The organism is Novosphingobium sp. IK01, from assembly GCF_033242265.1.
In the GTDB taxonomy this organism is placed as follows: Bacteria; Pseudomonadota; Alphaproteobacteria; order Sphingomonadales; family Sphingomonadaceae; genus Novosphingobium; species Novosphingobium pituita.
Genome location: NZ_BTFW01000001.1, coordinates 15,073 through 41,589 on the forward strand (window position 1 = coordinate 15,073; position 26,517 = coordinate 41,589).

At 67.6% G+C, this 26,517-nt stretch carries 28 protein-coding genes; 18 read left to right on the top strand and 10 right to left on the bottom strand.

What is annotated here, in order from left to right; all coding sequences use genetic code 11:
• Positions 1-114 precede the first annotated feature (114 nt).
• Both SBI20_RS00075 and typA read right to left on the bottom strand, forming a co-directional pair.
• A complete protein-coding gene (locus SBI20_RS00075; protein WP_317973100.1) occupies positions 115-492 on the bottom strand; it encodes a hypothetical protein in 378 nt (125 codons plus the stop codon).
• Between the two features lie 201 nt (positions 493-693).
• Positions 694-2,538 carry a translational GTPase TypA gene (gene typA / locus SBI20_RS00080; protein ID WP_317973101.1) on the bottom strand — a complete coding sequence of 615 codons (1,845 nt, stop codon included), beginning with the start codon at positions 2,536-2,538 and terminating at the stop codon, positions 694-696.
• An 818-nt stretch (positions 2,539-3,356) separates the two neighbouring features.
• Here typA and SBI20_RS00085 point away from each other — a divergent pair.
• A complete protein-coding gene (locus tag SBI20_RS00085) occupies positions 3,357-3,773 on the top strand; it encodes a DUF805 domain-containing protein (protein WP_317973102.1) in 417 nt (138 codons plus the stop codon).
• A gap of 47 nt (positions 3,774-3,820) precedes the next feature.
• Here SBI20_RS00085 and SBI20_RS00090 read toward each other — a convergent pair whose 3' ends face one another.
• Together SBI20_RS00090 and SBI20_RS00095 are read right to left on the bottom strand one after the other, a co-directional pair.
• Entirely contained in the window at positions 3,821-6,394 is a 2,574-nt protein-coding gene (locus SBI20_RS00090; protein ID WP_317973103.1) for an ABC transporter permease, read from the bottom strand.
• Positions 6,391-7,128 (bottom strand): ABC transporter ATP-binding protein, encoded by a 738-nt coding sequence (locus tag SBI20_RS00095; RefSeq protein ID WP_317973104.1) that lies wholly within the window; start codon positions 7,126-7,128, stop codon positions 6,391-6,393. The genes SBI20_RS00090 and SBI20_RS00095 overlap by 4 nt, the downstream gene beginning before the upstream one ends.
• Before the next feature lie 92 nt (positions 7,129-7,220).
• On the opposite strand from SBI20_RS00095, the gene SBI20_RS00100 reads away from it, so the two are divergent.
• Positions 7,221-7,928: an arylesterase gene (locus tag SBI20_RS00100; RefSeq protein ID WP_317973105.1), complete on the top strand. Its 708-nt coding sequence runs from the start codon at positions 7,221-7,223 to the stop codon at positions 7,926-7,928.
• 3 nt (positions 7,929-7,931) lie between these two features.
• On the opposite strand, the gene recF is transcribed toward SBI20_RS00100, so the two are convergent.
• Positions 7,932-9,020 (bottom strand): DNA replication/repair protein RecF, encoded by a 1,089-nt coding sequence (recF, locus tag SBI20_RS00105; protein ID WP_317973106.1) that lies wholly within the window; start codon positions 9,018-9,020, stop codon positions 7,932-7,934.
• Positions 9,021-9,270: 250 nt separating this feature from the next.
• The gene (gene pspF, locus SBI20_RS00110) at positions 9,271-10,305 is read right to left on the bottom strand and encodes a phage shock protein operon transcriptional activator (protein ID WP_317973107.1); all 1,035 of its coding nucleotides are present in this window, start codon (positions 10,303-10,305) and stop codon (positions 9,271-9,273) included.
• A 148-nt stretch (positions 10,306-10,453) separates the two neighbouring features.
• Here pspF and SBI20_RS00115 point away from each other — a divergent pair, with 148 nt between their 5' ends.
• The 11 genes from SBI20_RS00115 to SBI20_RS00165 all read left to right on the top strand — a co-directional run bounded on the left by SBI20_RS00115 (position 10,454) and on the right by SBI20_RS00165 (position 15,217).
• Positions 10,454-10,672, top strand: coding sequence for a hypothetical protein (locus SBI20_RS00115; protein WP_317973108.1), 219 nt, complete (start codon positions 10,454-10,456; stop codon positions 10,670-10,672).
• Complete coding sequence (gene pspA / locus SBI20_RS00120; RefSeq protein WP_411911479.1) at positions 10,669-11,541, top strand: phage shock protein PspA; 873 nt, start codon at positions 10,669-10,671, stop codon at positions 11,539-11,541. The genes SBI20_RS00115 and pspA overlap by 4 nt, the downstream gene beginning before the upstream one ends.
• A 5-nt stretch (positions 11,542-11,546) precedes the next feature.
• Positions 11,547-11,849: an envelope stress response membrane protein PspB gene (pspB, locus tag SBI20_RS00125; RefSeq protein ID WP_317973110.1), complete on the top strand. Its 303-nt coding sequence runs from the start codon at positions 11,547-11,549 to the stop codon at positions 11,847-11,849.
• Entirely contained in the window at positions 11,846-12,223 is a 378-nt protein-coding gene (gene pspC, locus SBI20_RS00130; protein ID WP_317973111.1) for an envelope stress response membrane protein PspC, read from the top strand. The genes pspB and pspC overlap by 4 nt, the downstream gene beginning before the upstream one ends.
• A gap of 41 nt (positions 12,224-12,264) precedes the next feature.
• Positions 12,265-12,561 carry a hypothetical protein gene (locus SBI20_RS00135; protein WP_317973112.1) on the top strand — a complete coding sequence of 99 codons (297 nt, stop codon included), beginning with the start codon at positions 12,265-12,267 and terminating at the stop codon, positions 12,559-12,561.
• Complete coding sequence (locus SBI20_RS00140) at positions 12,558-12,857, top strand: hypothetical protein (protein ID WP_317973113.1); 300 nt, start codon at positions 12,558-12,560, stop codon at positions 12,855-12,857. Before SBI20_RS00135 ends, SBI20_RS00140 begins: the two co-directional genes overlap by 4 nt.
• Positions 12,858-12,901: 44 nt before the next feature.
• Complete coding sequence (locus tag SBI20_RS00145) at positions 12,902-13,141, top strand: hypothetical protein (protein ID WP_317973114.1); 240 nt, start codon at positions 12,902-12,904, stop codon at positions 13,139-13,141.
• Between the two features lie 32 nt (positions 13,142-13,173).
• Positions 13,174-13,386 (top strand): hypothetical protein, encoded by a 213-nt coding sequence (locus SBI20_RS00150; protein ID WP_317973115.1) that lies wholly within the window; start codon positions 13,174-13,176, stop codon positions 13,384-13,386.
• A 228-nt stretch (positions 13,387-13,614) separates the two neighbouring features.
• A complete protein-coding gene (locus tag SBI20_RS00155) occupies positions 13,615-14,040 on the top strand; it encodes a SufE family protein (protein WP_317973116.1) in 426 nt (141 codons plus the stop codon).
• Positions 14,041-14,046: 6 nt separating this feature from the next.
• A complete protein-coding gene (locus SBI20_RS00160) occupies positions 14,047-14,397 on the top strand; it encodes a YbaN family protein (RefSeq protein ID WP_317973117.1) in 351 nt (116 codons plus the stop codon).
• A 22-nt stretch (positions 14,398-14,419) separates the two neighbouring features.
• Entirely contained in the window at positions 14,420-15,217 is a 798-nt protein-coding gene (locus SBI20_RS00165) for an MOSC domain-containing protein (protein ID WP_317973118.1), read from the top strand.
• Here SBI20_RS00165 and SBI20_RS00170 read toward each other — a convergent pair.
• The gene (locus SBI20_RS00170; protein WP_317973119.1) at positions 15,214-15,765 is read right to left on the bottom strand and encodes a sterol desaturase family protein; all 552 of its coding nucleotides are present in this window, start codon (positions 15,763-15,765) and stop codon (positions 15,214-15,216) included. The two genes, SBI20_RS00165 and SBI20_RS00170, sit on opposite strands and share 4 nt — an antisense overlap.
• 160 nt (positions 15,766-15,925) lie before the next feature.
• Between SBI20_RS00170 and SBI20_RS00175 the strand changes: the two genes are divergently transcribed.
• From SBI20_RS00175 to leuD, 5 genes are all read left to right on the top strand, one after another.
• Positions 15,926-16,366 carry a hypothetical protein gene (locus tag SBI20_RS00175; protein WP_317973120.1) on the top strand — a complete coding sequence of 147 codons (441 nt, stop codon included), beginning with the start codon at positions 15,926-15,928 and terminating at the stop codon, positions 16,364-16,366.
• A gap of 99 nt (positions 16,367-16,465) precedes the next feature.
• Positions 16,466-17,908: a 3-isopropylmalate dehydratase large subunit gene (leuC, locus tag SBI20_RS00180; RefSeq protein ID WP_317976005.1), complete on the top strand. Its 1,443-nt coding sequence runs from the start codon at positions 16,466-16,468 to the stop codon at positions 17,906-17,908.
• Positions 17,909-17,959: 51 nt separating this feature from the next.
• Positions 17,960-18,451 (top strand): DNA-deoxyinosine glycosylase, encoded by a 492-nt coding sequence (locus SBI20_RS00185; RefSeq protein ID WP_317973121.1) that lies wholly within the window; start codon positions 17,960-17,962, stop codon positions 18,449-18,451.
• 59 nt (positions 18,452-18,510) lie between these two features.
• Positions 18,511-18,675: an isopropylmalate isomerase gene (locus SBI20_RS00190; protein ID WP_317973122.1), complete on the top strand. Its 165-nt coding sequence runs from the start codon at positions 18,511-18,513 to the stop codon at positions 18,673-18,675.
• A gap of 178 nt (positions 18,676-18,853) precedes the next feature.
• A complete protein-coding gene (gene leuD / locus SBI20_RS00195) occupies positions 18,854-19,453 on the top strand; it encodes a 3-isopropylmalate dehydratase small subunit (protein WP_317973123.1) in 600 nt (199 codons plus the stop codon).
• Between the two features lie 7 nt (positions 19,454-19,460).
• Here the strand turns inward: leuD and SBI20_RS00200 are convergent, their stop codons facing one another.
• From SBI20_RS00200 to SBI20_RS00210, 3 genes are read right to left on the bottom strand one after another with little or no spacing between them, the layout of a single operon-like run.
• A complete protein-coding gene (locus SBI20_RS00200) occupies positions 19,461-20,450 on the bottom strand; it encodes a transglutaminase family protein (RefSeq protein ID WP_317973124.1) in 990 nt (329 codons plus the stop codon).
• Positions 20,447-23,050, bottom strand: coding sequence for a circularly permuted type 2 ATP-grasp protein (locus tag SBI20_RS00205; RefSeq protein WP_317973125.1), 2,604 nt, complete (start codon positions 23,048-23,050; stop codon positions 20,447-20,449). Before SBI20_RS00205 ends, SBI20_RS00200 begins: the two co-directional genes overlap by 4 nt.
• Positions 23,051-23,079: 29 nt before the next feature.
• The gene (locus SBI20_RS00210) at positions 23,080-26,472 is read right to left on the bottom strand and encodes a transglutaminase family protein (protein WP_317973126.1); all 3,393 of its coding nucleotides are present in this window, start codon (positions 26,470-26,472) and stop codon (positions 23,080-23,082) included.
• Between the last annotated feature and the right edge of the window lie 45 nt (positions 26,473-26,517).

Consider the following 26,517-nt stretch of genomic DNA (forward strand, 5'->3'; position numbering starts at 1 on the left):
TGGGCGGCACCTGTCCATAAGGTTTGCATGCACAAACGGGAGGGGAGCCGTGAAGCGCCCCTCCCGCAGGGGAGGTCAGATGCGTCGCTGACCTAACCGGATTGAGGCATGGCGTCAGTACCCGTGGCGCCAGTAGCCATGGCGCCAGCCGCCATGATAATAGCCACCACCGTTGTAGTACTCGCGATAGACATAGCCGCGCGGATAGACGGGGGCGCTGTAATACCCGCCATAATAGGCCGGGCCTTCATAATAGTAGGCGGGCGGCGGCGGCGGGGGCGGCGGCGGAGCATACCGCTCTTCGACGTAATACCCGTGCGGGCGGTCGGCCAGAGCCGCGCCGACAGCAATGCCCAGAATGCCAGCCCCGACAGCCAGCGCAGCGCCATTGCCACCCCGGCCATAATAGCCATGGGCCTGCGCAGGGGCTGCTGCGGCCAGCGCGGTCGCTCCCATGACGCCCCCCAGAACGATCTTGTTAAACAGGTTCATGGTTCGTCTCCAACCCGGCGGCTTTGTCCCGTGAGCGATGTGCCCCCGTCGGGTTTCATTGCGGCAACTTTATGCAACAGGCTCTGAACCGGCGATGAAACCTTCGTTCAGGGAATGACAGGACACGAAAAAAGGGGCGCTTCCCGGCAGGAAGCGCCCCTTTCATGTCATCGCGTCAGGTCCGCCCGATGGCGGGCGGGATCAGGCGCTTTCCTTCTTGCGGCTCGCCTTCTTGCGTTCGTTGGGATCGAGGATCGCCTTGCGCAGACGCACGGTCTGCGGGGTCACTTCGACCATTTCGTCGTCGTCGATGTAGGCGATGGCCTGCTCGAGCGTCATCACGCGCGGCGGGGTCAGGCGGATCGCGTCGTCCTTGCCCGTCGAACGGAAGTTCGTGAGTTGCTTGGACTTCATCGGGTTGACTTCGAGGTCGTCCGGCTTGGCGTTTTCGCCGATGATCATGCCTTCATAGACCTTGTCCTGCGGGCGCACGAACAGCACGCCGCGATCTTCAAGGCTGTTGAGGGCATAGGCCACCGCTTCACCGGTCGCGTTCGAGATCAGCACGCCGTTGGGGCGGCCTTCGATCGGGCCCTTGTGGGGGCCATACTTCTCGAACAGGCGGTTCATGATGCCCGTGCCGCGCGTGTCGGACAGGAATTCGCCATGATAGCCGATCAGGCCGCGCGAGGGCGCCGAGAAGGTGATGCGGGTCTTGCCCGCGCCCGAGGGGCGCATGTCGGTCAGCTCGGCCTTGCGGCGCTGCATCTTTTCCACGACCGTGCCCGAGAATTCGTCGTCGACGTCGATCATGACGGTTTCATAAGGCTCGGTGCGGGCACCGTTCTCGTCGGTGCCGAACAGCACGCGCGGACGGCTGATGCCCAGTTCGAAGCCTTCGCGGCGCATCGTTTCGATGAGCACGCCCAGCTGGAGTTCGCCGCGACCGGCAACCTCGAAGCTGTCCTTGTCGGCGCTTTCGGTGACGCGGATGGCGACATTGGTTTCCGCTTCGCGCATCAGGCGGTCGCGGATCATGCGGCTGGTCACCTTGTCGCCTTCACGGCCCGCAAACGGGCTGTCGTTGACGGAAAAGCGCATGGCGAGGGTCGGCGGATCGATCGGCTGGGCTTCGATCGGAACGGTGACCGAAGGATCGGCCACGGTGTTGGCCACGGTCGCCTTTTCAAGGCCGGCCAGCGCGATGATGTCGCCCGCGCGGGCTTCTTCGACCGGCACGCGCTCAAGGCCGCGGAACGAGAGGATCTTCGAGGCGCGGCCCACTTCCAGCACCTTGCCGTCGCGGTCGATGGCGTGGATCGGCTGGTTGATCTTGATCGTGCCCGACTGGACGCGGCCGGTCAGCACGCGGCCCATGAAGTTGTCGCGGTCGAGCAGCGTCGCGAGGAAGCTGAACGGCCCTTCGGTGTCGAGCGAGGGCGCCGGAACGTGCGAGACGATCTTTTCGAACAGCGGCTGGAGGGTGCCTTCGCGCACATCTTCACCGGTGCCGGCATAGCCGTTGCGGCCCGAAGCGTAGAGCACGGGGAATTCGAGCTGTTCGTCGTTGGCATCGAGGCTGACGAAGAGGTCGAACACTTCGTCGAGCACTTCCTGCGCGCGGCCATCGGGACGGTCGATCTTGTTGACGACCACGATCGGCTTGAGGCCGAGCGCGAGCGCCTTGCCGGTGACGAACTTGGTCTGCGGCATCGCGCCTTCCGAGCTGTCGACCAGCAGGATCACGCCGTCGACCATGCTCAGGATGCGTTCCACCTCGGCGCCGAAGTCGGCGTGGCCGGGGGTGTCGACGATGTTGATTCGGGTGGTTTCGCCCGAAGCGGGGTTCGTCCATTCGACCGAGGTGCACTTGGCCAGAATGGTGATCCCGCGTTCCTTTTCCAGGTCGTTGGAGTCCATCGCGCGCTCTTCCACGCGCTGGTTGTCGCGGAAGGTGCCGGATTGGCGGAACAGCTGGTCGACCAGGGTGGTTTTGCCGTGGTCAACGTGGGCGATGATCGCAATATTGCGCAAGGGCAAGGACATGAAGGGCTTTCTTCGCAAGCCGGGATGCCCCGGCGATGGATCTTGGCGGCAGCCACGGTGGCGGAAAAACCGGTCTTTGCAGTCCGCATTTTCCTGTCCGGGCATTCCCGGTCCGGGCCGCACTTGGCCGCGCGCTTACTCGACATTGGCTCTTGCCACAAGGGTGCGCCGTTTCACGCCCGGCGAAAAGGCGCGTCCTGGCCCTGTCCGGGGCCATGGGTTTTTGTGGCGCAGGTGCCACAGTGCGATCAAAAGGTCTTCGTCACGAGAGGTTTGGGCGTCAATTGGACCAATTGCGATTTGAGCGCTGGCGACAACCACGTTACGAAGTCATTCAAGGCTGCTGCATGACCGGAGGGGGGGCATGAGCAGATCAGGACAACGGCATTCAGGATAGCGGGCCTGCCAACCGGGCCCCTTGGCCAGAATGGGAAATGCATGCAGCCAGGCTGAACGGCGAAGCGGTTCACACTTCATCGCAGGCCTGCTGTTCATCACAGGCTGTTGATCGCGGGGCGGCTCTTTCATCGCGGAGAGAGAAGCGTTCGCGGGCAAGGCCCGGCGCAAGCGCGCGAGCAGGCTTGAAGCCTGAAAACATTCGAATCGGTGGTCCGTTTCCGTCAGGTCTCGGGTTGCACCAACCAGCCGCGCACCTAGGGTGCATCGGTGTGCTGTCGCTTCTAACCCGGACGCGAAGCGCAAGACTTGAGGGGGGCTCCTTGCTGGGCCCCCTTTTTCTTTTGTTCTGAACGCATTTTTCTGGCCCTGAGCCCATTTTTCTGGCTCCTTGTGGCCGGTGATTGCCATGGAGTGTGCCGATGCAATGGATGCTGTTGCCCTATCGCCGTTATTTCGAATTTTCGGGGCGGTCGCGGCGCATGGAATACTGGATGTTCACCCTGTTCGGCATTCTGGTGAACGCGGCGATCACGGTGGTCTTCGGGCGCACGGCCTACACGTCGATGGGGTGGTATGTCGGGGTCAATACCCAACTCAATGTCGTGGGGGACATTGTCTCGGGCCTGTTCGCGCTGTTCAACCTGATCCCCTCGCTCGCGGTGCTGGTCCGGCGCCTGCACGACGTGGACCGCTCGGGCTGGTGGCTCCTGCTGGTCTTCCTGCCGATCCTCGGTTGGTTCGTGTTGTTCATTTTCACCTGCCTTGACGGCACGCGCGGCCCCAACCGCTTTGGGCTGGACCCGAAAAACCCCAACGATGTCGATGTCTTCCTCTGAAGGCTGACTTTTCGGGTGCGGGGAAAGGCCCCGCACCGGCCCGCCGTTTAGAGTTCGCGCAAGGCCTGCGCGGGGCGGGTGCGCAGGACGCTGAGCGATCCGCCCACGGCCATGGCCAGCACCAGCGCGGTGGCCCCGGCCAGCACGGCAAGCATCGTGCCCCAGTTCGGCATCCAGGCAAAATCGAACACTTGCGTCACCACCGCCCAGGCCCCCAGCGTACCAAGGCCAAGCGAGACAATCGCCAGCAGGCCCGCCAGAATCAGCTGTTCGGCCAGAACCAGCCCCAGCAATTGCCGCGATCCGGCGCCCAGCACGCGCAGGACGACCGCATCATAATGGCGGCGTTCGCGCGCAGCGGCGATGGCCCCGGCCAGAACCGCCATCTCGGCCAGAATCGCCACGCTGGCCGCCGCAAAGATCGCCACGGCCATCTGGCCCAGAATGTCGCGCGCCTGCGCCAGCACCGGGCCGACTTCGATCACCGAGCTTGAGGGCAGGGCATGGACGAGGCCTGAAAGGATCGCACGGGCGGTCTTCGGGGTTTTCTCCTGCGGGGGCAGTTCGATGGTCGCGGCGAGGGTATAGGGCGCATCGGCCAGCGCATTGGGGCTGAACACGAGGACATAGTTGAAGCCATAAGTGTCCCAGTCGATCCGCCGGAACGAGGCCACCCGCGCGCTGCGTTCGACCCCGAGGAGCGAGACGGTGAGCCGGTCGCCCAGCCTGAGGCCGATGGCCTGCGCCAGTTTCTCGTCGACCGAAACCAGCGGTTCGCCGCTGTACCGGGCGGGCCACCAGTGCCCGGCGGTCAGCACGTTGCTTTCGGGCAGGGTCTCGGCAAAGGTCAGGCCCCGGTCGCCACGCAAGGCCCAGGCATCGTCGGGGATACGGGCCAGATCGGCCACGCGGGTCATCGCGTGTTCTGGGCCGAAGGCGACGATGGCGCCGCGCAGGGCGGGCACCGTGCGCAGCCGCGCAGCGGGCGCGGCATCGTGGACGATCTTCTCGAACGTGGACAGGTCGGCGGCGGGCACGTCGAGCACGAAATAGTCGGGCGCACGGGCTGGAACCCGCGCGGCGATATTGGCGTCGAGGCTGGTCTCCACGCCCGCCAGCAGGACGAAGGCGGCAAGGCCAAAGCCCAGCGCGGTAACCAGCGCGCCGGTCTGCGCGCCGGGGCGGTGAAGGTTGGCCAGCGCCATGCGCGCAATTGGCGCGCGCGGGCGGGGCAGGCGGGCTGCAAGGCGGGTGATCGCCCAGCCCAGCAGCGCCAGAACCCCCATGACCCCGCCCGAGGCGGCCAGGAATCCGGCGGCGAGCAGGGGCTGCCCGGCGGTCAGGATCGCCAGCGCGGCGATCAGCCCCAGCCCGGTGGCCAGCGCAAGAGCCTGACTTGCGCGCACCCTGCGCCCCCTGTTCCCGCCAGAGGAAACCAGCGCCCCGCGCATCAGCGCCATGGCCGGAACCGCGCGGGCGCGCAGCAGCGGCGGCGCGGCAAAGGTCAGCGCGATCAGCAGGCCCTGCACACCGGCGAGCGCCAGCGCGCCGGGGGCCAGCACCAGCCCTTGCCGGACGGGCAGAAGCCCCTTGAGCGCCAGCCCGATCAGCGGCGTCGTCGCCACCCCCAGCACGAGGCCGAGGACAATCGCGATCCCCGCCGCCACGCCCAGTTGCAGCAGGAACACGCGCGCGACATCGGCGCCCGTCGCGCCCAGAATCTTGAACGTGGCAATCGCCCCGCGCCGCGCTTCAAGGTAAGAGGATACCCCATTGCCGATGCCGATCCCCGCGATCAGCAGCGCGGCCAGCGCCACGAGGCCCAGAAACTGGCCCATGCGCGAGACGAAGCGGTCGAGACCGGGCGAGGCCGTGTCGCGGGTGCGGATTTCGAACCCGGCGGCGGGGAAACGGTGGGTGAGGCTGTCGGCCAGACGTTGCGGCGTCTGCGCCATGGCGCTGCCGGAGGGCAGGCGCAGGCGATATTTCCAGCGGACCATCGCGCCGGGCTGGACCAGCCCCGTGCGGTCGAGCCCTTCGCGGCTGATGATCACCGTGGGGCCAAGGGCAAAGCCTTCGCCCAGCCGATCCGGTTCTTCGCCGATCACGCCCGCGATGCGGAATGCGGCGCCGCCCACGCGCAGGCTTTGCCCGACATGGGCGTCGAGGCGGCTGGCAAGATCGGGGGCGATCCAGGCCTCTTGCGCGGAAGGTGCATGGGCGCTCTGGCCGGTGGCGAGGGTGAACGTGCCATAGAGCGGCCAGGCGGCATCGACGGCCTTGAGCGCGATGGGAACCGCCGTTTCATCCCGGCCGACGAGCGTGGCCATGGCCCGCATGCGCGCGCCGCTGGAGAGCGTTCCGGCTTGTGCGAAGGCAGCGCGCTCGGGGGCGAAGGCCTCGCGTCCGGCGATCTCGATTTCAACATCGCCGCCCAGCATGGCCTGCCCGCGCTGGGCCAGTTCGCTGCCAATCGATTGCGTCAACGTGCCGATGGCGGCCAGCGCCGCCGTGCCGAGCACGAGGCAGACCACCAGCAGGCGCAGGCCGCGAAACTTCCAGTCGAGCCCGCGCCGGGCGAGCCGCCATGCCCCCGCCCATCCCAGCCGCGCGCCGCTCATCGCGGCTGGCCTGCTGCAACCGATTGCGGATCCCCTGTTGCAAGCGATTGCAGCGTGTCGGACACGATGCGCCCGTCGGCCAGCCGCAGGATGCGTGCACAGCGCGTGGCGAGCGCCTCGTCGTGGGTGACCATCAGCAGGCTGGCCCCGGCCTCGCGGGCGCGGGCAAACAGCAGGTCGGCGATGACGGCGCCGGTGGCCGCGTCGAGGTTGCCGGTCGGTTCGTCGGCAAACAGCAGCGCCGGGCGCGGGGCGAGCGCGCGGGCAATCGCCACGCGCTGCTGCTCCCCGCCCGAAAGCTGGCCCGGATAGTGATCGAGCCGGTGGGCGAGGCCCACGGCGGCCAGTTCCGCTTCGGCGCGGGGAAGGGCATCGGCCATGCCCGCCAGTTCCATCGGCGTGGCGACATTTTCGCGCGCGGTCATCGTGGGCAGCAGGTGGAATGCTTGCAGGACAATGCCGATCCGCCCGCGCCGCGCGGTGGCGAGGCCATCCTCGTCGAGCGTGGCAAAATCCTGGCCCGCAACCATCAGGGCGCCCCCGGTTGCGCGCTCCAGCCCGGAAAGCACGGCCAGCAACGACGACTTGCCCGAGCCGGAGGGGCCGAGCAGGGCGACGGTCTCGCCGGGCATGACGGTCAGGTCGATCCCCTTGAGAATGTCGACGCGGGCACTGTCCTGGCCCAGCGACAGGGTGAGGGCGCGGGCGGCGATGAGCGGGGGCTGTTGGGTCACGGTGCAGGGGTGGCACAGGCAGCCAGCCCCTTGCAACAGGCCATTCCATCAACGACATGAGAGGCCCGACGACGGTTTTCCCCGGAGCATCCATGCGCGCGCGTGCCTTTCTGCCTCTTGTTTCCGTGGCCCTGTTGGCCAGCGGCTGTTCTGGCCAGAAGGCGCCCGAGCCGCTTGAACGGCGCAGCGATGCGCCGCAGGCCTCGTCTTCGGTGGTCGATGATGCGCCGGTGATCCTTGCCTTTGGGGACAGCCTCTATGCCGGGTATCAGCTCGATCAAGGGCAGGGCTATCCGCCCCGGCTCGAAGCGGCGATGCGCGCGGGCGGCATCAAGGTGCGGGTGGTCAATGCCGGGGTCTCGGGCGATACGACCGCCGCGGCGCTTGGGCGGCTGGCCTTCACGCTCGACAACCAGCCGGTCAAGCCGGCGCTGGTGATGGTCGGGCTGGGCGGCAACGACATGTTGCGGGGCCTGCCCCCGGCGCAGACGCGCGCGAACCTCGACGCGATCCTGGCCGAACTGAAGAAGCGCGGCATTCCCGCGATGCTGACGGGCATGTTGGCCGCGCCCAACCTCGGGGCTGAGTATGTCGCCGCGTTCAACCCGATCTGGCCGTCACTGGCGAAGAAATACGACGTGCCGCTGGTGCCGTTCTTCCTTCAGCCGATCTTCGACAAGCCCGCGCTGCAATTGCCCGATCACATGCACCCCAATGCGCAAGGGGTTGATGTTCTGGTCGCCGCGACCGAACCGCAAGTGGCCAGGGCTTTGGCACAGGCTCTCAAGACCGCGCGCTAAACCTCAGATTCGGCTGGCGATCCCGTCGCGCACGTCCCACAGCGCGGCCTGCCCTGCAATCTCGGCAAAGGGGGCCATTTCGGTGCCGGTCATCCACACTTGCGCGCCCGAGGCGGCCAGCCGTTCATAGAGCGCGGCGCGGCGCAGCGGGTCGAGGTGAGCGGCGATTTCGTCGAGCAGGAGGAGGCGCGGGCGCCTGGGTTCGCCGGTCTGGAGGTGGGCCAGTTCCGCATGCGCCAGCACGATGGCGATCAGCATGGCCTTCTGTTCGCCGGTGGAGCAGGCGGCGGCAGGCGCGTCCTTGGCCGCCAGCCGCACCGAGAGATCGTCGCGATGGGGGCCGGTGAGCGTGCGCCCGGCGGCGCGGTCGCGGCGGCGGCCTTCGCGCAGGGCGCGGGCCAGCGCTTCTTCGTCGGCGGGATTTTCTGACAGATAGGCGAGGGCCGGGCGGGCAAAGGGCGCCTCGGGCAGGGCATCGAGCACGCGCGAAAGATCGGCGACCAGTTCGGCGCGGGCATGGGCAATCGCCGCGCCGCTCTGCGCGAGCTGGACTTCGAGCGCGTCGAGCCAGGCCGGATCGGGTTCGAACGGTTCGGCCAGAAGGCGGTTGCGCTCGCGCAGGGCGGTTTCATAGCGGGCGCTTTGTCGGGCATGGCCGGGCAGGCGGGCGAGCACCAGACGGTCGAGAAATCGGCGGCGGCCCCCTGCGCTTTCGGCAAAGATCCGGTCCATCGCCGGGGTCAGCCAGGTGAGCGAGAGCCACTCGGCCAGCCGCGTGGCCGGCCCTTGCGCGCCGTTGATCCGCACGAGGCGGCGGCCCGGCGCGCGCGGCTCGGTATGCGTAGCCAGCACGAGTGCGCCGTCTTCGAGTTCGGCGGCCACGGCAAAGCTGCCATCGCCCCCGCGCGCGGCCATGTCGGCCGGTTGCGCGCGGCGCAGGCCGCGTCCGGGCGCGAGCAGCGAAATCGCTTCGAGCACATTGGTCTTGCCTGCGCCGTTCTCGCCCACCAGCACGTTGAAACGCGCAAGGCCATCGAGCCGGGTGGCATCGTGGTTGCGGAACTGGCGCAAGGTGAGGCGGGTAAGGGCCATGGCCGGGGTGCGTTAGAGCATCGCGCGAAAAAGTGGGAACCGGTTTTTCGCATCCAGCGATGCGACATCAAAAAACGCATGCATCGCTAGGCAGAAGGTTGGGGCAGGGCAGTTCCTCCCCGCTCGCGGGGAGGGGGACCGCGTCGCGAAGCGGCGTGGTGGAGGGGATTGCCTTTCAATGCTGCGCTATCTCCCCTCCACCGCCGTTCCGGCGGTCCCCCTCCCCGCAAGCGGGGAGGAACTATGGCGGTTAGCCTTGGGTGCGTTCGAGGAGGCCGTGTTTTTTCAGGCAGTGGCGGAGCTGGTCATAGGTCAGGCCCAGGGCCTTGGCGGTCTGGCGCTGGTTGTAGCGGTGGCGGCCAAGGTGGTGTTCGAGGATTGCGCGTTCGTGGGCGTCGACCGCGGCGCGCAAGTCTTCGATCGTGTCGAAGCCCGTGTGGAGGGGGGCGGCTGGTGGCTCGGGGGATTCGGGTGAGATGGCGGGGGCAGGCTGGGGCGTGCCAGCCGGTTTCCACGGGCTGTCGAACGGGTTGAACTGGATGTGGGCGATCGGGCTGTCGGGATCGTCCCAGCGGTAGACCGCGCGTTCGACCACGTTGCGCAATTCGCGCACGTTGCCCGGCCAGGGGTATGTTTCGAGCTGCTCGGCGCAGTGGGGGGCAAAGCCGGGCCAGATGTCCCATTGCAGCTCGGCGGCCATGCGGCGGCCGAAATGGTCGGCCAGCACGGTCACGTCGCCCTCGCGCACGCGCAACGGGGGCAGGGTAATCACCTCGAAGCTCAGGCGGTCGAGCAGGTCGGCGCGGAAGCGGCCTTGCGCGGCCATGCGCGGCAGGTCTTCGTTGGTGGCCGCCACGATGCGCACGTCGACCCGGATCGGGCGGCTGGCGCCGATGCGGGTGACTTCGCCATATTCGACCGCGCGCAGCAGGCGTTCCTGCGCGCCCATCGAGAGCGTGCCGAGTTCGTCGAGGAACAGCGTGCCCTTGTCGGCTTCCTCGAAGCGGCCCGCGCGGGCGCGGGTGGCGCCGGTGAAGGCCCCGGCCTCGTGCCCGAAAAGCTCGGCCTCGATCAGGGTTTCGGGCAGGGCTGCGCAGTTCATCGTGACGAGCGGTTCCTGCCAGCGGGCCGACAGGCGGTGGAGACGCTCGGCGATCAGTTCCTTGCCGGTTCCGCGCTCGCCGATGACCAGCACCGGGCGGCGCATGGGGGCGGCGCGGCTGGCGCGCTCGACCGCGTCGAGAAAGGCGCCGGACTGGCCGATGAATTGAACATCGCGTTCCATGGCCCAAGGTTTGGCATATTTTCCCAAGACTGGGCAAGATACGCTATGTTGCAGGGGGCGGTTTTCGGCAAGAAGCGAGGATTTCAGGGCTTTTTCAAGTTTGGCACGCCTGTTGCTATTCCCTTGGCAACCCTTTTGGAGAGCCTCGATGACCACCGCCCCGTTCTTCACCACCCGCCTTGGACGCGCCGCCCTTGTCAGCATCGCCGCGATGGCGGCGATGAACGTGGTGGTCGTCTCTCGGCACATGCCCGACTTTCCCGACCTGACCGACCTCGCGCCCCATGCGGCGGTTTCTGGCCCGCTTGCCGGGCATGCCGGGGGCATCACCGCGTCGGTTGCGGCGATCACGGGCGGGGTGGCATGAGCCAGGCTTTCGATCCCCGTACCCTCAAGCCGGTGGAAGGTTCACGCTTTGCCACAGCGCTGGAGACAGCGCGGGCGGGCAGGACTTATGCTGGTGCTGCACCGGAACGCCTGGCTGATTCTTCGCGGCAATTTTCACATGGAGGTAACCTGATGGGCATTTTCTCGCGGACGCGCGACATCATTGCCGCCAACTTCAACGACCTGTTGGACAAGGCGGACGATCCCTCGAAGATGATCCGCATGATCATCCTCGAAATGGAGGAAACCCTGGTCGAAGTGCGCGCCTCGGCGGCCCGCACCATCGCCGACCAGAAGGAAATGCAGCGCCACGTCGTCAAGCTCGACCGCCTTGCCGCCGACTGGTCGGACAAGGCCCAGCTCGCCCTGTCGAAGGACCGCGAGGATCTCGCCCGTGCGGCCCTCGTCGAGCGCAAGAAGGCGGTGGACATGGCCGACCAGCTTCGGTCCGAAATCGCCGTGCTCGACGATTCGATGCGCGCCTATGAACAGGACATCGACAAGCTCCAGACCCGCCTGCGCGAGGCGCGCAGCCGCCAGACCGCGATTGCCGCCCGTCTCGAAAGCGCGGAAAACCGCGTGCGCCTGCGCAGCCTGATGACCAACGAGCGCGTGGACGAGGCGCTCGCCCGCTTCGACCAGCTCGAACGCCGGGTCGACTATGCCGAAGGCCGCGCCGATGCGCTCAGCATTGCCGAAACCGGCCCGGCGAGCCTCGCCGACGAGATCGCGGCACTGGCCGGACAGGACAAGATCGACGAGGAACTGGCCGCGATGAAGCGTGCGCTGGGTCAAAACGGTCTGGGCCAGAACGGTCTGGGCCCGAACAATCAGCACGGGGAGGGCTGACCATCATGGATCTCACACCGTTTCTGGTCGTCTGCGCGCTGTTCATCGGCCTGCCGTGGGTCATCCTCCACTACATCACCAAGTGGAAGACCGCCGCCACGCTGACCAGCGGCGACGAGCGGCTGCTGGAGGAACTCTACACGCTGGCACGCCGCCTTGAAGAGCGCATGGACACCGTCGAGCGCCTGGTGGCTGCCGAAAATCCGCAATTCCGCCCTGCGCGCCTGGGGGCAGAGCGCAGCGCCCATGAAGCCGACTTGTCCGAACTTGACCGCCTGATGGCGCAAAACCGGGGGACTACGAAGTGACCAGCACGAGAACGCGTTTCTATCGCGACAAGGCCAACGGCAAGTTCATGGGCGTGTGCGCCGGGATTGCCGACTATACCGGGGTGGATGTGCTGTGGGTGCGTCTGGCCGTGGTGGTGGGGACGCTGTGCGGCCTCGGCTTCCTGCCGATTGTCTATCTCGCGCTCGGTTTTCTGGCCGAAGCCAAGCCCGCCGCGCTCTATGCCGACCGTCAGGAGCAGAAGTTCTGGCAGGGGGTGCGCCAGTCGCCCGCCCGTTCGGCCCGCGAAGTGCGCGCGTCCTTGCGCGACATCGACCGCCGCCTGGCCGAAGTCGAACACTTCTACGTGTCGAGCAATCCGCGTCTGGCCCAGGAAATCGAAAGCCTGCGCTAAAGCACGCCAATACCACATGCGCATCAAAGGGGATGATTGTCATGGACCATGGAACGCTGGCCCTGCTGGTGCCGCTCGCGCCCTTCCTGCTGGGAGGTTTTGCGATCTGGGCACGGCATAACCGCAAGATGGCTGAAATTCACGCCGCCGCGACCGCCGAGAAGGCTGCGCAATATGCCGCCCACAATAAGGAACTCGAAGATCGGGTACGGGTGCTCGAACGCATCGTGACCGATCGCGGCTATGACGTGGCCTTGCAGATCGACGCCCTGCGCGATGCCTCGCGTGTCGAGCGTTCCGGTGCAGCGGACGCGGTGAAAGCGGGCACGGTGCAATGAGCGTTCTGGGGGCCATGCTGGTGCTGGGCGTGCCGATGCTGACGACCGGCCTTGTCGGGGTCTTCGTGGGGATGCGTTCGGCCTCGGGCCGGATGGCCCTGCGCGAGCAGGAATTGCAGGTTCTGGCCCGTGTCGCTGCCGAGCAGGCCGCCCAGAATGCGGCCCAGAACGCCCGCCTCGAACAGCGCGTGCGCATCCTCGAAGGCCTTGCGATCGGCGGTGATCCTGTCAAAAATCGGGGGCTGGCCGGTGGAGAGCTGGCCAATGTGGCGCAGGCCGATCCGCACTTGATCTGAACGTCTTCATTCCTTGCGCTTTCTCGTTGAAAGGAAACGATCCCGTGAGCTTTGGAGCCACTCTTGTCGCCATTGTCGCGATCCTGGCATGGGCCAGCCTGCGCCACCGCCGCCATGCCGCCCCGAACGAGGATCAGGCGGGGGCGGATAGGGTCGCCAATGCGGCGCTGGCGCGCGAAGTGGCGGGCTTGCGCGAGCGGGTCGAGGTGCTCGAACGCATCCTGACCGACCGCCGCGATTCGAGCAGCAGCCTTGCCCGCGAGATCGAGGCGCTTCGGGACTGACCGGAGGCCGGCTGCGGAGGAGGGACGTAATCATGATCCTCGAAATGATGGCGGTGTCTCTGGCGGCTCTGGCGGGCCTTGGCATCGTGACCTTTGCTGCCTTGCGCGCCTGGCATGGCTGGCTGGCTTTCCGGCGCTGGGAGGTCGAGCGGGGCGGGCTCGATGCCGGTTCGCGGATCGAGCTGGCCGCCCTGCGCGAACGGTTGCGGCGGCTGGAGGCGATTGCCGCCGGGGTTGATTTGTAAGAGCCCGACCCAAAAGTCCTTCGGGTCGGTTTGGCGGGTCTTTTGTGCCACCACGGCGTCGGCTGTTCGCCACGATGCTTCCAGCATCGCTGGGCTCTCAGCCTCCTTGTGGTGACCCAAAATCCCTCGCCAAACCTCCGCCGCCCGACTTTTGGGTCGGGCTCTAAGTCGAACTGCAAAGGGCCGTTCGGGCTTGAGGATGGGGCCTGCCCGCTCTAAGGCCGATGCATGCGCACGCTTCAGGACATTCTCGACGAATATGAATTCTGCGATGGCGACGAACGCTATCGCCTGCTGATCGAGCTGGGCCGCGAGCTGGAGCCCATGCCCGACGCGCTCAAGACCGATGCCACGCTCGTCCGCGGTTGTTCGGCGGCGGTCTGGGTCTATCCAACCGAGGGCGCTGCCACAGGAGGGGGCAGGCAGCTGCACTTCCTGGCCGACAGCAATGCCGCGATCACCAAGGGCATCATCGCCCTCGTGCTGGCCGCCGTGCAGGACCAGCCCGCCGACGTGGTGGCCAGGGCCGACATTGCCGCGCTGCTCGAACCCTTCAACCTCAAGAACCAGCTTTCGTCGAACCGCACGCAGGGGCTGCCCAACATGATCGCGCTCGTGCGCGAACATGCGGCCCGGCTGGCCGCGGCAGGGTAAGGCGCGATGCGCCGGCACTTGTGGACCGGCGGGGGGCTGTTTTTCGTCGGGATCGGCGTGGTCGGCGCGTTCCTGCCGCTGCTGCCCACGGTGCCGTTCCTGCTGCTGGCGCTGTTCTGTTTCGCGCGGGGCAATCCGGCGTGGGAGCAGCGCCTGCTCGACCATCCGCGCTGGGGACCGCCGCTGCGCGAATGGCGCGAGCGCCGGGCCATTCCGCGCCGGGCCAAGAAGGCCGCGCTCACGGCCATGGCCGTCAGCGTGGTGATCACCGGCCTGACGGCGGGTTGGCCCTGGGTTCTCTTGCCCGTGGCGGTCATGGCGGGCAGCGGCGCGTGGATCTGGACACGCGCGGAATAAGCTGAAAACAGGGGGAGAGGGCATGAAGGTTTCGGGGCTGTTTCGCTATCCGGTCAAATCGATGGGCGGGCAGGCACTGGCCCGCGCGACCATCACCGCGCGCGGGATCGAGGGGGACCGGCGCTGGATGATGGTGACCCCGGAAGGGCGCTTTCTCACCCGCCGCGAATTGCCCGCGATGGCGCAGGTCGAGGCCGTGCCCCATGAGGCCGGCGGGATCGAACTGCGCCGCGTGGGCGCGCCTTCGCTGGTCGTGCCCGAACCCTCTTCGCAGACCTCGCAAGTGGTGACCGTCTGGGGCGAGCGGGTCGAGGCGTGCGTGGCAGGCGCGCAGGCTGATGCCTGGCTGTCCGATTGCTTCGATCGCCCGGTGCGCCTCGTCCACATGGCCCGCGAGACGGTGCGTCCGGTCGATCCGGCCTATGGCCAGAGCGGCGACATGGTGGGTTTTGCCGATGGTTTTCCGCTGCTCGTGACCACGACGGATTCGCTCGCGGCCCTCAACCGGCAGCTTGAAACCCCGGTGACGATGGCCCGCTTCCGGCCCAGTCTGGTGATCGAGGGCGTGGGGGAGGCCTTTGCCGAGGAGGGCTGGCGCACCTTGCGGATCGGCGGGCTGACCTTGCGCGTGGTCAAGCCCTGCACGCGCTGCGTGATCACCACGCAGGACCCGCTGACCGGCGAAGGCAAGGGGCCTGAACCGCTCAGGACCCTGCGCGCGATGGGCCGGGTGTGGCAGAAGATGCCGGTTTTCGGCATGAACGCCATTCCCGACGGAGCGGGCGAGATCGCGCTGGGTGAGGCTGTCGAACTGGCCTAGATTTCTTCCGGAACGTCCCGGCTTGCACTGTCGCCTCGCAAAGTGGCCAGCCCCGCCGCGTGCTGGGCCTGAAGCTCGCGCGCAAGGCGGGCCGGATCACGCGCGATCACGAAGCCGAAGCTGACCCCGCCTTCCTTGCCGATGGTGGCGTGGTGGAGGCGGTGAGCCTGGACCAGCCGCCTGGCATAGCCGCGCCGGGGCACCCAGCGGAACCAGCGCTGGTGGACCAGCCCGTCGTGGATCAGGGTATAGATGATCCCGTAGACAAGCACGCCCAGCCCCAGCCATGTTCCGGGCCACCAGACATGCGGGCCCATGATCATCGGGCTGCCCAGTGCGAACAGGGTGATCGAGATGCCCGCACCGACAAGGGCGAAGCGGTCGTTGCGTTCTAAGAAACCGTCGTGGGGCTCGTGGTGGTCGCGGTGCCAGGCCCAGCCGAACCCGTGCATCACATATTTGTGGCTGGCCCAGGCGACCAGTTCCATCGCCGCGGTGGCCGCCAGCACGAGGGCGACCGGGATCAGGGCTGCAAGCGCGGTATCCATGGGGCTGCCATAGCTTTTGCGAGCCGGGCAGGCGACGTGTTTCTTTCTGCTTGCCGAACGGTCCGATCCTGCCGCGTTCATTTTTGCCGTGCCAAACCTGACTCATCGTCCGGCCGCAGACACATGTTTGCAGGCTGGCCATGACAAAGGGAGAAAGCCCGTGAAGACGAAGATTTGTGCAGTCCTGGCCCCCGTCGCCCTCGCTTCGGCCCTGTTCGGCATGGCCGGGAGCGCCAGCGCGCAGCCCGTCCCTTATGGCGGATGGGACCGTGGGGGATGGGATCGGGGCGGATGGGATCATGACGACTGGCACGAGGCCGGCGGCCCCGGCGGGTGGATGACGCCGCGCCGCGATGCGGCGATCCGCCATGACATCATCGATCTGCGCATGGCGATCGACCGCGCGCAGGGGCGGGGCCAGATTTCCCCGCGTGATGCCTGGGGCCTGCGCCGCGAGGCCGATGCCATCACCCGGCACTATGAATGGGCCTCGCGCAATGGCCTGAGCCGGGGCGAAGTGCGCCGTCTGGCCGACCGCGTGAACGCGGTGCGCATGCGCCTGCACATGGAGCGGGCCTATTGGGGCAATGATCGCTGGTAAGAAAAATATCTCACTACGCGATGAAAATGTCGCGTGCCCCCGGCCTTTCTTGTCGTTTCATGCTTGAAAAGCGCCGGGGGCATGCTTAACCGCACTTCCATGACCAGCACCGCTCCGGCTTGCGCCAAGACGCTCTATGAAAAGATCTGGGACGCCCATGTCGTCGAGAACCGCGACGATGGCACCAGCCTGCTCTATATCGACCGCCACCTCGTTCACGAAGTGACGAGCCCGCAGGCGTTCGAGGCGCTTCGCGTGGCCGGGCGCAAGGTCCGCCGCCCCGATCTGACGCTGGCGGTTCCCGATCACAACCTGCCCACGACCGCGCGTCGCGACGCGGCAGGCCATCGCATTCCCATCCTTGACCCCGAGGGGGCGCAGCAACTCGCCGCGCTCGAACGCAATGCCCCCGAATTCGGCATCCGCTACATCGGCGACGCTGATGCCGAGCAGGGCATCGTCCATGTCGTCGGCCCCGAGCAGGGCTTTTCGCTGCCCGGCGCGACGATCGTGTGCGGCGACAGCCATACCGCCTGCCACGGCGGGCTTGGCGCGCTGGCCTTCGGCATCGGCACCTCGGAAGTCGAACACGTTCTGGCCACGCAGACCCTGCTGCTCAAGCGCTCGAAGACGATGGAAGTGCGCGTCGAGGGCGAACTGGCGCCGGGCGTTTCGGCCAAGGACGTGGTGCTCCACATCACCGGCGTGCTGGGTGCTGCTGGCGGCACCGGCTATGTCATCGAATATACCGGTTCGGCCATTCGTGGCCTGTCGGTCGAGGGGCGCCTGACCATCTCGAACATGGCGATCGAGCATGGCGCGCGCGCCGGGCTGATCGCGCCTGACGAAAAGACCTTCGCCTATGTGAAGGGCCGTCCCTATGCGCCCAAGGGGGCCGACTGGGACAAGGCCGTGGCCTGGTGGGAAAGCCTCGCCACCGATGCGGGCGCCCGCTACGACAAGGTCGTGGTGATCGATGCGGCCGACATCGCGCCGTCGGTCACCTGGGGCACCAGCCCCGAGGATGTCCTGCCGATCACCGGACAGGTCCCCGCGCCCGAGAGCTTTGCCGATCCTGCCAAGCAGGAAGCCGCGCGCAAGTCGCTCGAATACATGGGCCTCGAACCGGGAACCCCGCTCAGCCAGGTCGAGATCCAGAACGTCTTCATCGGCAGCTGCACCAACAGCCGGATCGAGGATCTGCGCGCCGCCGCCGCGATCCTCAAGGGCCGCAAGAAGGCCGAGGGCGTCAAGTGGGCGATTGTCGTGCCCGGTTCGGGCCTGGTCAAGGCCATGGCCGAGGCCGAAGGGCTCGACACGATCTTCAAGGATGCCGGCCTCGAATGGCGCGAGCCGGGCTGCTCGGCCTGTCTGGGCATGAACCCCGACAAGGTGCCTGCGGGCGAGCGCTGCGCCTCGACCTCGAACCGCAACTTCGTGGGCCGTCAGGGGCCGGGCGCGCGCACCCACCTCGTCAGCCCGGCGATGGCCGCTGCCGCTGCCGTCACGGGCCGCCTGACCGACGTTCGTGAACTGGCCTGAAAAGGGCCGGGTTTCACCCTGACGGAAGAGCGCAAACAGGCCTTTGCCCCGGTGGTCAACGCGCAGACCCGCGTGCTGGTCTGCGGCAGTCTGCCGGGGGAGGCCTCGCTGGCGGCGGGGCGCTATTATGCCCATCCGACCAACCAGTTCTGGCGCCTTGTCGGCGGGGTGATCGGGCGTGATCTGGTCGTGCTCGACTATTCCGCACGGCTTGAAGCCCTGCTCGCGGCGGGGATCGGGCTGTGGGACACGGTGGGCAGTGCCACGCGCAGCGGAAGCCTCGATTCGGCGATTCGCGCGGTGGCGCCCACGCCCCTGGCCGATCTGGCGCGCACATTGCCCGCCTTGCGCCTGATCGCCTTCAACGGGGCCACGGCGGCGCGGCTGGGGCGGGTACAGGCAAAAAAACTCGGCGGCCTTTCCTTCATTCAACTGCCGTCAAGCAGCGCGGCTTATTGTGCGGTTTCAGTGGCTACCAAGCAGCAGGCATGGAACCGCATCGGAGAGGCTCTGGACGATTTCCACCAACCGATGGGGGATTGAGCGTTGCAAGGTGGCCCGTTCAGGGTCCATTCTCGCGGCCCGCAGCGATGGAGGAAAGCGTGTCGAAGAGGGATAACTGGGCCGGATCGGCCGTGTTGGCAGGGGCGGCGGCAATCGGTTCGGCGGCGCTCGCTGCGGCCCTGCTTTACAGCAGCCGCCGCAAGGAAAAGGCCCAGAAGGTGGTCGTCAAGACCCCGCTGGGCGATGCACCCGAAACCGACTGAGGATCAGGCAATGGGGCGGGCCACATGGTTCCGCCCCGTTTCTGTCTCTTTTTCCGGTTTTTCCGGTCGCGCAGTTTTCGTCCGTTCCGTTTCCTCCCGGCGCCAGATTCTTGTCAGGGGGCGGCATTGCGCGCAATTCATGCATTGCGCCCGGCGCGGTGGCGGGTATAGCGGGGCCATGGAACCGGTAACCCACATCGACGGCCGCGCCATTCCGTTTGGCCGCAAGAACATCGACACGGACGTGATCATCCCGGCCAAGTGGCTAAAGACGATCAGTCGCGAAGGCATGGGCCGCGGCGCGTTTGAAACCCTGCGCCAGGACCCGGACAACCTGTTCGACAGCGAGGCCTACAAGGGCGCGCCGATCCTGATCGCGGGTGACAACTTCGGGTGCGGCTCCAGCCGTGAGCATGCGGCCTGGGCCCTGCTCGATCTGGGCATCACGGCGGTCATCGCGCCTTCGTTCTCTGACATCTTCTCGGGCAATGCCTTCAAGAACGGCATCCTGACCGTGGTCCTGCCGCAGGAACAGGTTGACCGCCTGCTCGAAGTCGCCAAGACCGACCCCATTGCCATCGATCTTGAAAGCCAGACGGTCACCACGCCGTTCCAGGATCGCTTCACCTTCGAGATCGACCCGTTCCGCAAGCACTGCCTGCTCAACGGCCTCGACGAAGTGGGGCTGACGCTGGCCCGCAACGATGCCATCGGCGCCTTCGAGGGTGTCGTGGCCGAGCAGCGCCCGTTCCTCGCCAAGGGCGTGGTCGCGGCCTGATCTGTTTTCAGGAAGCGGGGGCTGTTGCCCCGGCTTCCTTGAGCGGCTTTTCGGGCGCCGGGGCAACGGATGCCGGGATGATGGGGGCCTCTTCTTCGGGAGCGACATCGACCGCGACGGTCACCGTCTGGCCGCCGCCGCCATGGAAGACGCCGTCCATCGGCGCCACATCGGCATAGTCGCGCCCCATCGCGGTGAAGATATGGTCGGTGGAGGCCAGCATCGCATTGGTGGGGTCGAAGCCCACCCAGCCCAGTTCCTCGCCACACCACAGCGCGACCCAGGCATGGGTGGCGTCCGCGCCGACCAGCCGGGGCTGTCCGGGCGGGGGCAGCGTGCGCAGATAGCCGCTCACATAGGCGGCCGGAAGGCCATGGCCGCGCGCGGCCACGATCATCACATGGGCGAAATCCTGACACACGCCGTGGCGTTCGCGGAAGGCTTCGAGCGGTGAAGTCTCGGCGGTGGTGGCGCTGCCGTCATAGGTGAATTCGTCGTGGATCGCGTGCATCAGCGCGAGCCCGGCATCGATCACCGAGGGCTGGGCGCTGCGCCCGGCCGCACCGCGCGCCGGGCCCGCCAGAATGTGGCCCGCCCAATCGACGATCTCGCGCGAGAGCGGGGTCATCAGCGAGGGATAGATGTAGCTGGCCGGGCCGAGCGCGGAAAGATCGCGGTGGGCGGCGGCCTGCGCGCCGATCTGGGCGAGCGAGGGGCTTGGCGTGGTCTCGTCGCAGGCGGGCGGGCGCACGTGGACCCTGAACGTGCTTTCCACTTCGAGCCGGTCGATCGGTTCGCGGATGAACAGGCGGTTGCGGTTGACGAGGAAGGGCCCGGATTCCTCGTCGATGGTCCAGGGCAGCGGATCGATGCGCAAGGCAAAGTCGCTGACCGTCTGCGAGGGCCAGGGCGCCGGGCGCAGCCGCAGGTTGAACCGGGCGAGGCGCACCGGGCTGGCATAATCGACGCAAGTCGTATGGCGGATGGAGTAGTTCACGCGAGCAGGCTGCCCTTGGCCGGGAGATCGGCCCTTTCGAACTGGAGGAAGTAGCGGGTGGCGATCGTGTCGGACAAGGCCAGCAACCGGGCCTCGACATCGGCGACCCGTGCGAAATCCCAGGCGGCGACGGGCAGGCTGGCAAGCGGGGCGAGCAGGGCGCGGGCCTCCAGCAGGGGGGCTTCGGGCAGCGCGTCTTCGCCCAGCGCGGGCAGGCGCGCGATGTGATCGACCAGCCGTTCGGCCTGAAACGCCAGCGAGCGCGGATTGTGCGGGTCGAGCAGCAGCAGGTCGAGCACCGGCGCGCGCGTGGGCACGGCCAGATAGCGCGAGCGATAGGTGATCTGGCAGTCGGTGAGGTCGAGCAGGACACCGAGCGCCTCGGGCGTGTCGATCTGGGCCTCAAGCGCACGCAAGGTCTCGCACAGGGCGAGCGCGCGTTCGAGGCGGCGGCCCATGTCGAGGAACAGGCGCGAGGGGCCGAGCGTGAAGTTTTCCGCCATCAGCCCCGAGAGCGCGGCCAGACGTTCGAGCAACTCGCGCGCGGCGCGCAGCATGACGCCGGGGCGCTGGCCGTCGAACATGGGCAGCGGACGGCTGGCGATGCGCCAGAAATCGGTGGTGAAGCGGTCGCGCAGGGTCAGGCCCGTGGCGCGGATCGCGGCCATGAGCGAGGCCAGCGAGCCGGGCAGGGCCGGATCGGCGAGCGCGGCCCGGCAGGCCTGGGGCACCGGCAGGGCGGCCTGATCGGGAGACAGTGCCCCCCGGCTGACCATCAGGCCGACGAGGCGGGCGATCACTTCGGGATTGTGCCCGGCGGCGGCATCGACATCGATCGAGCTGCCCAGAACCGCACGGATCACCCGCACCCCGGCCTCGGCCCGCTCGACATAGCGACCGAACCAGAACAGGTTGTCGGCGGCCTGGCTGGCCAGAATGCCGCCGCCCCGGCGCACGGTCTGCGGCGCGGCGAGGGCCGAGGCCGGCGTGATGCGGGCCGTTCCGGGCGGCAGCGCGGAGAGCATCGGGCCCCTGACGGTATCGGCGCCGGGCGCGGGATCGACGACGCAGACATCGGCGGAAATGTCGCCCTCGCCCATCAGGGTCGTGTGCATCTCGCGCGAGGAGGAAAGGCGGGCAAAGCCGCCGGGCATGACCGTCCACTGGCCTTGCGCATCGCGCGCGACAAAGGCGCGGACGGTAAAGGCGCGGGGGACGAATTCCTCGTTGATGAGCGCGGGCGTGGTCGAGAGCGAGACGATTTCCTGTCCGCAATAGTCGACCGGGCGGCGCTCCATCGCGGCGAGCAGCGCGGCGCGCGCTTCTGCATCGAGGCTGGCCCCGGCCACCGGGCGGCCATGGGGAAGGCCCTCGACCGATTGTCCGAAGGCCGGGGTGATCATCAACTGGTCGAGCCGGGCGCGCACGTCCTGTGCCTCGCGCGGCTGGCCGCACCACCATGTGGCGACATTGGGGAGGATCGGCTCCTCGCCCAGCAGCCGCGAGAACAGGCCCGGCATGAAGGCGGCAAAGGCCGGGGCTTCGAGCACTTCGGCGCCGGGGCGGTTGGCCATGGCCACGCCCCCGTGCGAAAGCGCCTCGAACAGGTCGGGCACGCCGATCTGCGAGCGGGCGTCGAACCGCAGCGGATCGAGCGCATTGGTGTCGATCCAGCGCCAGACCGCATCGACGCGCTTGGGGCCCGCGATGGTGCGAACGTAGACGCGCCCGTCGCTCACCGTCAGGTCGCGCCCTTCGACCAGCGGGAAGCCCAGATAGCGGGCGAGGTGGGCCTGTTCGGGATAGGACTGGTTGAACCGGCCCGGCGTGAGCAGGGCGATGCGCGGGTTCTCGCGCTGGCATTCGCGGGCGATGCCCCCGCGCAAGTCGGCGAAGAACTGCGCCACGCGGCGCGCGCGGATGTCGGTCAGCAGGGAACCGGTCACGCGGCTGAGCGCGAGGCGGTTTTCCAGCGCATAGCCGATGCCGTTGGCCAGCCGCAGGCGGTCGCCCAGCACGCGCCATTGCCCGCGCGGCCCCCGTGCGAGATCGACCGCATAGACATGGATCGCCGGTTCGCTGCGCGGTGGCAGGCCCGCCATCGAGCGCGCGAAATAGCGGCTTCCGGCCACGAGGGCGGCGGGCAGGTGTCCTTCGGCAACCAGCCGTCCGGGGCCGTAGATGTCGGCCACCACGGCTTCGAGCAGGCGGGCGCGCTGGATCAGCCCGCGTTCGACTTGCGCCCATTCCTGTGCGCCGATGATCAGCGGCATGGGCGAGAGCGGCCAGTCGCGCTCGTCGTCCTCGCCGGTCAGGCGGAAGGACATGCCCAGTTCGAGGATCTGGCGCCCGACCAGTTCCTGCACCGGCACCCCGGCTTCATCCTCCAGCGCTTCGAGCCCCCGGGCGACCTGTTGCCAGGCCTGCGCGACATCGGGCGCGGCGTGGCGATAGAGATCGCCCGCCTCGACATCGACCGGATAGGCCGCGAGGCCCTGCGGCGGTGCTGCCGGAGCAGGAGTCGCGGGCGAAGCCGGGGTTGGGGCCGGGGCCGCAGACGGCGTTGGGGCCGGGGTGTCTTCCTTGGTCACGGTGGTCATGACGGGATCATGGCCATGGGCAGCATCGCTCAGGCCAGACCGGCAGGACGGCGAAGGTCGAGGGTCATCGGAAATTCTCCCGGCAGTTCGGCGGGCGGAACCGGCAGGGGGCCGGGCGAATGGCCATGATCCTGAAACCGCGCCTTGCGCCGCGCTTCGGCTTCATAGCCGTTGACCGGTACCGAATCGTAATTGCGCCCGCCCGGATGGGCCACATGGTAGACACAACCGCCCAGCGAGCGATTGTTCCAGGTGTCGAAAATATCGAAGGTCAGCGGCGCATGGGGCGGCATCATCGGATGGAGGCAGTTGGCGGGCCACCAGGCCTTGTAGCGCACCCCGCCGACCGCCTCGCCCGGCGTGCCGGTGAAGCTGAGCGGCACGCGGCGGCCATTGCAGGTGATCACATGGCGTCCCGGCACGAGGCCGCTGGCACGGACCTGAAGGCGTTCGGTCGAACTGTCGACATAGCGCACGGTGCCCCCGATGGCGCCGGTTTCGCCCAGCACGTTCCACGGTTCGAGCGCGTGGGACACTTCGAGGCTGACCCCGCCGCCCTCGATCGTGCCGTGGACGGGGAAGCGGAACTGGCGCTGCGCCTCGAACCAGACGGGATCGAAATCGTAGCCCGCGCCGCGCAAGTCGGCGAGCACTTCGGCAAAATCGCTCCACACGAAGTGGGGCAGCATGAAACGGTCGTGAAGCTGGGTGCCCCAGCGCACAAGCGGCCCTTCGACCGGCTGGCGCCAGAACCACGCACAGAGCGCGCGCAGCAGCAGTTGCTGGGCCAGCGACATCCGCGCGTCGGGCGGCATCTCGAAGCCGCGGAACTCGACAAGGCCCAGGCGCCCGGTCGGCCCGTCGGGCGAGAACAGCTTGTCGATGCAGATTTCGGTGCGGTGGGTGTTGCCGGTCACGTCGACCAGCAGGTTGCGGAACAGACGGTCGACCACCCAGGCCAGCGGCTGGGGCTGGTCGGGGCCGGGCACTTGCGCGAGGGCGATTTCCAGCTCGTAGAGCCCGTCGTGGCGGGCCTCGTCGATGCGCGGGGCCTGACAGGTCGGGCCGATGAACAGGCCTGAGAACAGGTAGCTGAGCGAGGGGTGGCGCTGCCAGTAGATCACGAAGGACTTGAGCAGGTCCGGGCGGCGGATGAACGGGCTGTCGAGCAGGGTCGGGCCGCCCAGCACGATGTGATTGCCCCCGCCCGTGCCGGTGGCGCGCCCGTCGACCATGAACTTGTCGGCGGTCAGGCCCACTTCGCGCGCGCAGTCATACAGCGTTTCGGTCAGGTCCACCGCCTCGGCCCATGTTGCCGTGGGCTGGATGTTGACCTCGATCACGCCGGGGTCCGGGGTGACCTTGAGGACCATCAGGCGCGGGTCGGGTGGCGGGGGATAGCCCTCGATCCGCACGGGAAGGCCGGTATCCTGTGCGACGGCCTCCACGCAGGCGACGAGATCGAGATAGTCTTCGAGCGTTTCGACCGGGGGGATGAACACGCACAGATGGTCGCCCTTGGGCTCGACCGTGAGGGCGGTGCGCACCGCGCCTTCGATGGCGATCTGCTGTTCGACGCGGGCCTGCGGGGCCATGCCTGCTGTTTCGGTGCGCTGGACGGGCTGGAAATGGATGTCCTCGCCCCGTGCCAGCGCCTCGCGCGTCTGGGTGCCGCGCTCGATCACTTGCGCGCGCACGTCGGCGAGCGGCTCGCGCGGTTCACTCGTGTCGCGCGGGTGGATATAGGGATAGGCGGCGGGCGAAACATGGGGCAGCGAGGCGAGCGGCAGGCGATAGCCGAGCGCGCTGTCGCCCGGCACGGCGAACAGGGCGCCGCGCCGCAAGCGCCACTTTTCCGAATACCACTGGCGCGCGGCATGGGCGCGGCGGGCCTGCCAGGGCTGCTGACGCTGGATCGGCAGGACATGGCCGACCGTCTTGGTCAGCCCGCCCTGAAACGCGCGGACGATGCGCGCGCGTTCTTCCGGGTTGTCGATCTTGGGGTCGGTGGGCGAGGTGTTGTCGGGCAATTCGGCCTCGCGCACGATCCATTCGAGCGTATCTTCATAGACCGGGGCGACATAATCGCCCGGAATGCCCAGCATCGTGGCGGTTTCGCGCAGGAAATGCCCGGCATCGTCGGGGCTGACGGTAACGGTGTCATCCTCGGGCAGGCGGTCCCCGGCGATCAGGCTTTCGTCCTGCCAGATCGGCACGCCGTCCTTGCGCCAGTAGATCGAATAGCCCCAGCGCGGCAGGCTTTCGCCCGGATACCACTTGCCCTGCCCGTGGTGGAGCAGCGAGCCGGGCGCGAACTTGCCGCGCAGCTTGCGGATCAGGCGGTCGGCATACCAGGCCTTGGTCGGGCCGACGGCGTCGGCGTTCCACTCGCCCGCCTCGAAATCGCGGTCGGCGATGAAGGTGGGTTCGCCCCCGATGGTCAGGCGCACGTCGTGGGCGGCCAGATCGGCATCGACCTTGTGGCCCAGCGCATCGAGCGCGGCCCAGCGTTCGTCGGTGAAGGGCTTGGTGATGCGCACCGCCTCGGCAATGCGCGAGACTTTCATCTCGAACTGGAAGTCGGAATGGACCGGCTCCATCACCACGCCCTCGATCGGGGCGGCGGTGCGGTAGTGGGGCGTGGCACAGAGCGGGATGTGGCCTTCGCCCGCAAAGAGCCCCCATGTCGCGTCGAGGCCGATCCAGCCCGCGCCGGGCACATAGACTTCGGTCCAGGCGTGAAGGTCGCACACGTCCTGCGCGACGCCGGTCGGGCCATCGACCGCCGCCACGTCCGGGGTGAGCTGGATCGAGTAGCCCGAGACGAAGCGCGCGGCAAAGCCGAGGCGGCGCAGCAGGTGGACCAGCAGCCAGGCCGAATCGCGGCACGAACCGGTGCCCACTTCGAGCGTTTCCTCAGGCGCCTGAACCCCCGGCTCCATGCGGATCACATAGCCCACGCGGGCATTGACCGCCTGGTTGATCGCCACGAGGAAGTCGATCGTGCGGCCTTCATGGCCGGTGAACTGCGCCAGCAGTTCGTCGAACAGCGGGCCCTGGGGCTCGGTCTCGAAGCAGGCGGCCAGATCGGCGGCGAGTTCGTCGGAATAGGCGAACGGGTAGGTCTCGGCGTATTCCTCGACGAAGAAGTCGAACGGGTTGATCACCACGAGGTCGGCGAGCAGGTCGACCTCGATCTGGAAATGGTCGATGGGATCGGGAAAAACCACCCGCGCCAGCCAGTTACCGTAAGGATCCTGCTGCCAGTTGATGAAGTGATTGTCGGGGCTGATCTTCAGCGAATAGTTGGGGACCGCCGTTCGACTGTGCGATGCGGGCCTTAACCGGATCACCTGCGGCCCCAGACGGACCGGCTTGGCATAGGAATAGCGCGTGAGGTGATGGAGGCCCGCCTTGATCATGGTTGTGGAGGTTGCCGCAAATCATGGTGCGCTGCAACGTCATTC

What these genes read in the sequence shown, in the direction of transcription:
- SBI20_RS00170 (WP_317973119.1), bottom strand. Translation starts at nt 15,765, where the DNA reads ATGGATACCGCGCTTGCAGCCCTGATCCCGGTCGCCCTCGTGCTGGCG.
- SBI20_RS00100 (WP_317973105.1), top strand. Translation starts at nt 7,221, where the DNA reads ATGCGCGCGCGTGCCTTTCTGCCTCTTGTTTCCGTGGCCCTGTTGGCC.
- SBI20_RS00150 (WP_317973115.1), top strand. Translation starts at nt 13,174, where the DNA reads ATGATCCTCGAAATGATGGCGGTGTCTCTGGCGGCTCTGGCGGGCCTT.
- leuD (WP_317973123.1), top strand. Translation starts at nt 18,854, where the DNA reads ATGGAACCGGTAACCCACATCGACGGCCGCGCCATTCCGTTTGGCCGC.
- pspF (WP_317973107.1), bottom strand. Translation starts at nt 10,305, where the DNA reads ATGGAACGCGATGTTCAATTCATCGGCCAGTCCGGCGCCTTTCTCGAC.
- SBI20_RS00165 (WP_317973118.1), top strand. Translation starts at nt 14,420, where the DNA reads ATGAAGGTTTCGGGGCTGTTTCGCTATCCGGTCAAATCGATGGGCGGG.
- SBI20_RS00140 (WP_317973113.1), top strand. Translation starts at nt 12,558, where the DNA reads ATGAGCGTTCTGGGGGCCATGCTGGTGCTGGGCGTGCCGATGCTGACG.
- SBI20_RS00115 (WP_317973108.1), top strand. Translation starts at nt 10,454, where the DNA reads ATGACCACCGCCCCGTTCTTCACCACCCGCCTTGGACGCGCCGCCCTT.
- SBI20_RS00210 (WP_317973126.1), bottom strand. Translation starts at nt 26,472, where the DNA reads ATGATCAAGGCGGGCCTCCATCACCTCACGCGCTATTCCTATGCCAAG.
- leuC (WP_317976005.1), top strand. Translation starts at nt 16,466, where the DNA reads ATGACCAGCACCGCTCCGGCTTGCGCCAAGACGCTCTATGAAAAGATC.
- pspB (WP_317973110.1), top strand. Translation starts at nt 11,547, where the DNA reads ATGGATCTCACACCGTTTCTGGTCGTCTGCGCGCTGTTCATCGGCCTG.
- SBI20_RS00075 (WP_317973100.1), bottom strand. Translation starts at nt 492, where the DNA reads ATGAACCTGTTTAACAAGATCGTTCTGGGGGGCGTCATGGGAGCGACC.
- SBI20_RS00160 (WP_317973117.1), top strand. Translation starts at nt 14,047, where the DNA reads ATGCGCCGGCACTTGTGGACCGGCGGGGGGCTGTTTTTCGTCGGGATC.
- typA (WP_317973101.1), bottom strand. Translation starts at nt 2,538, where the DNA reads ATGTCCTTGCCCTTGCGCAATATTGCGATCATCGCCCACGTTGACCAC.
- pspA (WP_411911479.1), top strand. Translation starts at nt 10,669, where the DNA reads ATGAGCCAGGCTTTCGATCCCCGTACCCTCAAGCCGGTGGAAGGTTCA.
- SBI20_RS00155 (WP_317973116.1), top strand. Translation starts at nt 13,615, where the DNA reads ATGCGCACGCTTCAGGACATTCTCGACGAATATGAATTCTGCGATGGC.
- SBI20_RS00135 (WP_317973112.1), top strand. Translation starts at nt 12,265, where the DNA reads ATGGACCATGGAACGCTGGCCCTGCTGGTGCCGCTCGCGCCCTTCCTG.
- SBI20_RS00090 (WP_317973103.1), bottom strand. Translation starts at nt 6,394, where the DNA reads ATGAGCGGCGCGCGGCTGGGATGGGCGGGGGCATGGCGGCTCGCCCGG.
- recF (WP_317973106.1), bottom strand. Translation starts at nt 9,020, where the DNA reads ATGGCCCTTACCCGCCTCACCTTGCGCCAGTTCCGCAACCACGATGCC.
- SBI20_RS00085 (WP_317973102.1), top strand. Translation starts at nt 3,357, where the DNA reads ATGCAATGGATGCTGTTGCCCTATCGCCGTTATTTCGAATTTTCGGGG.
- SBI20_RS00205 (WP_317973125.1), bottom strand. Translation starts at nt 23,050, where the DNA reads ATGACCACCGTGACCAAGGAAGACACCCCGGCCCCAACGCCGTCTGCG.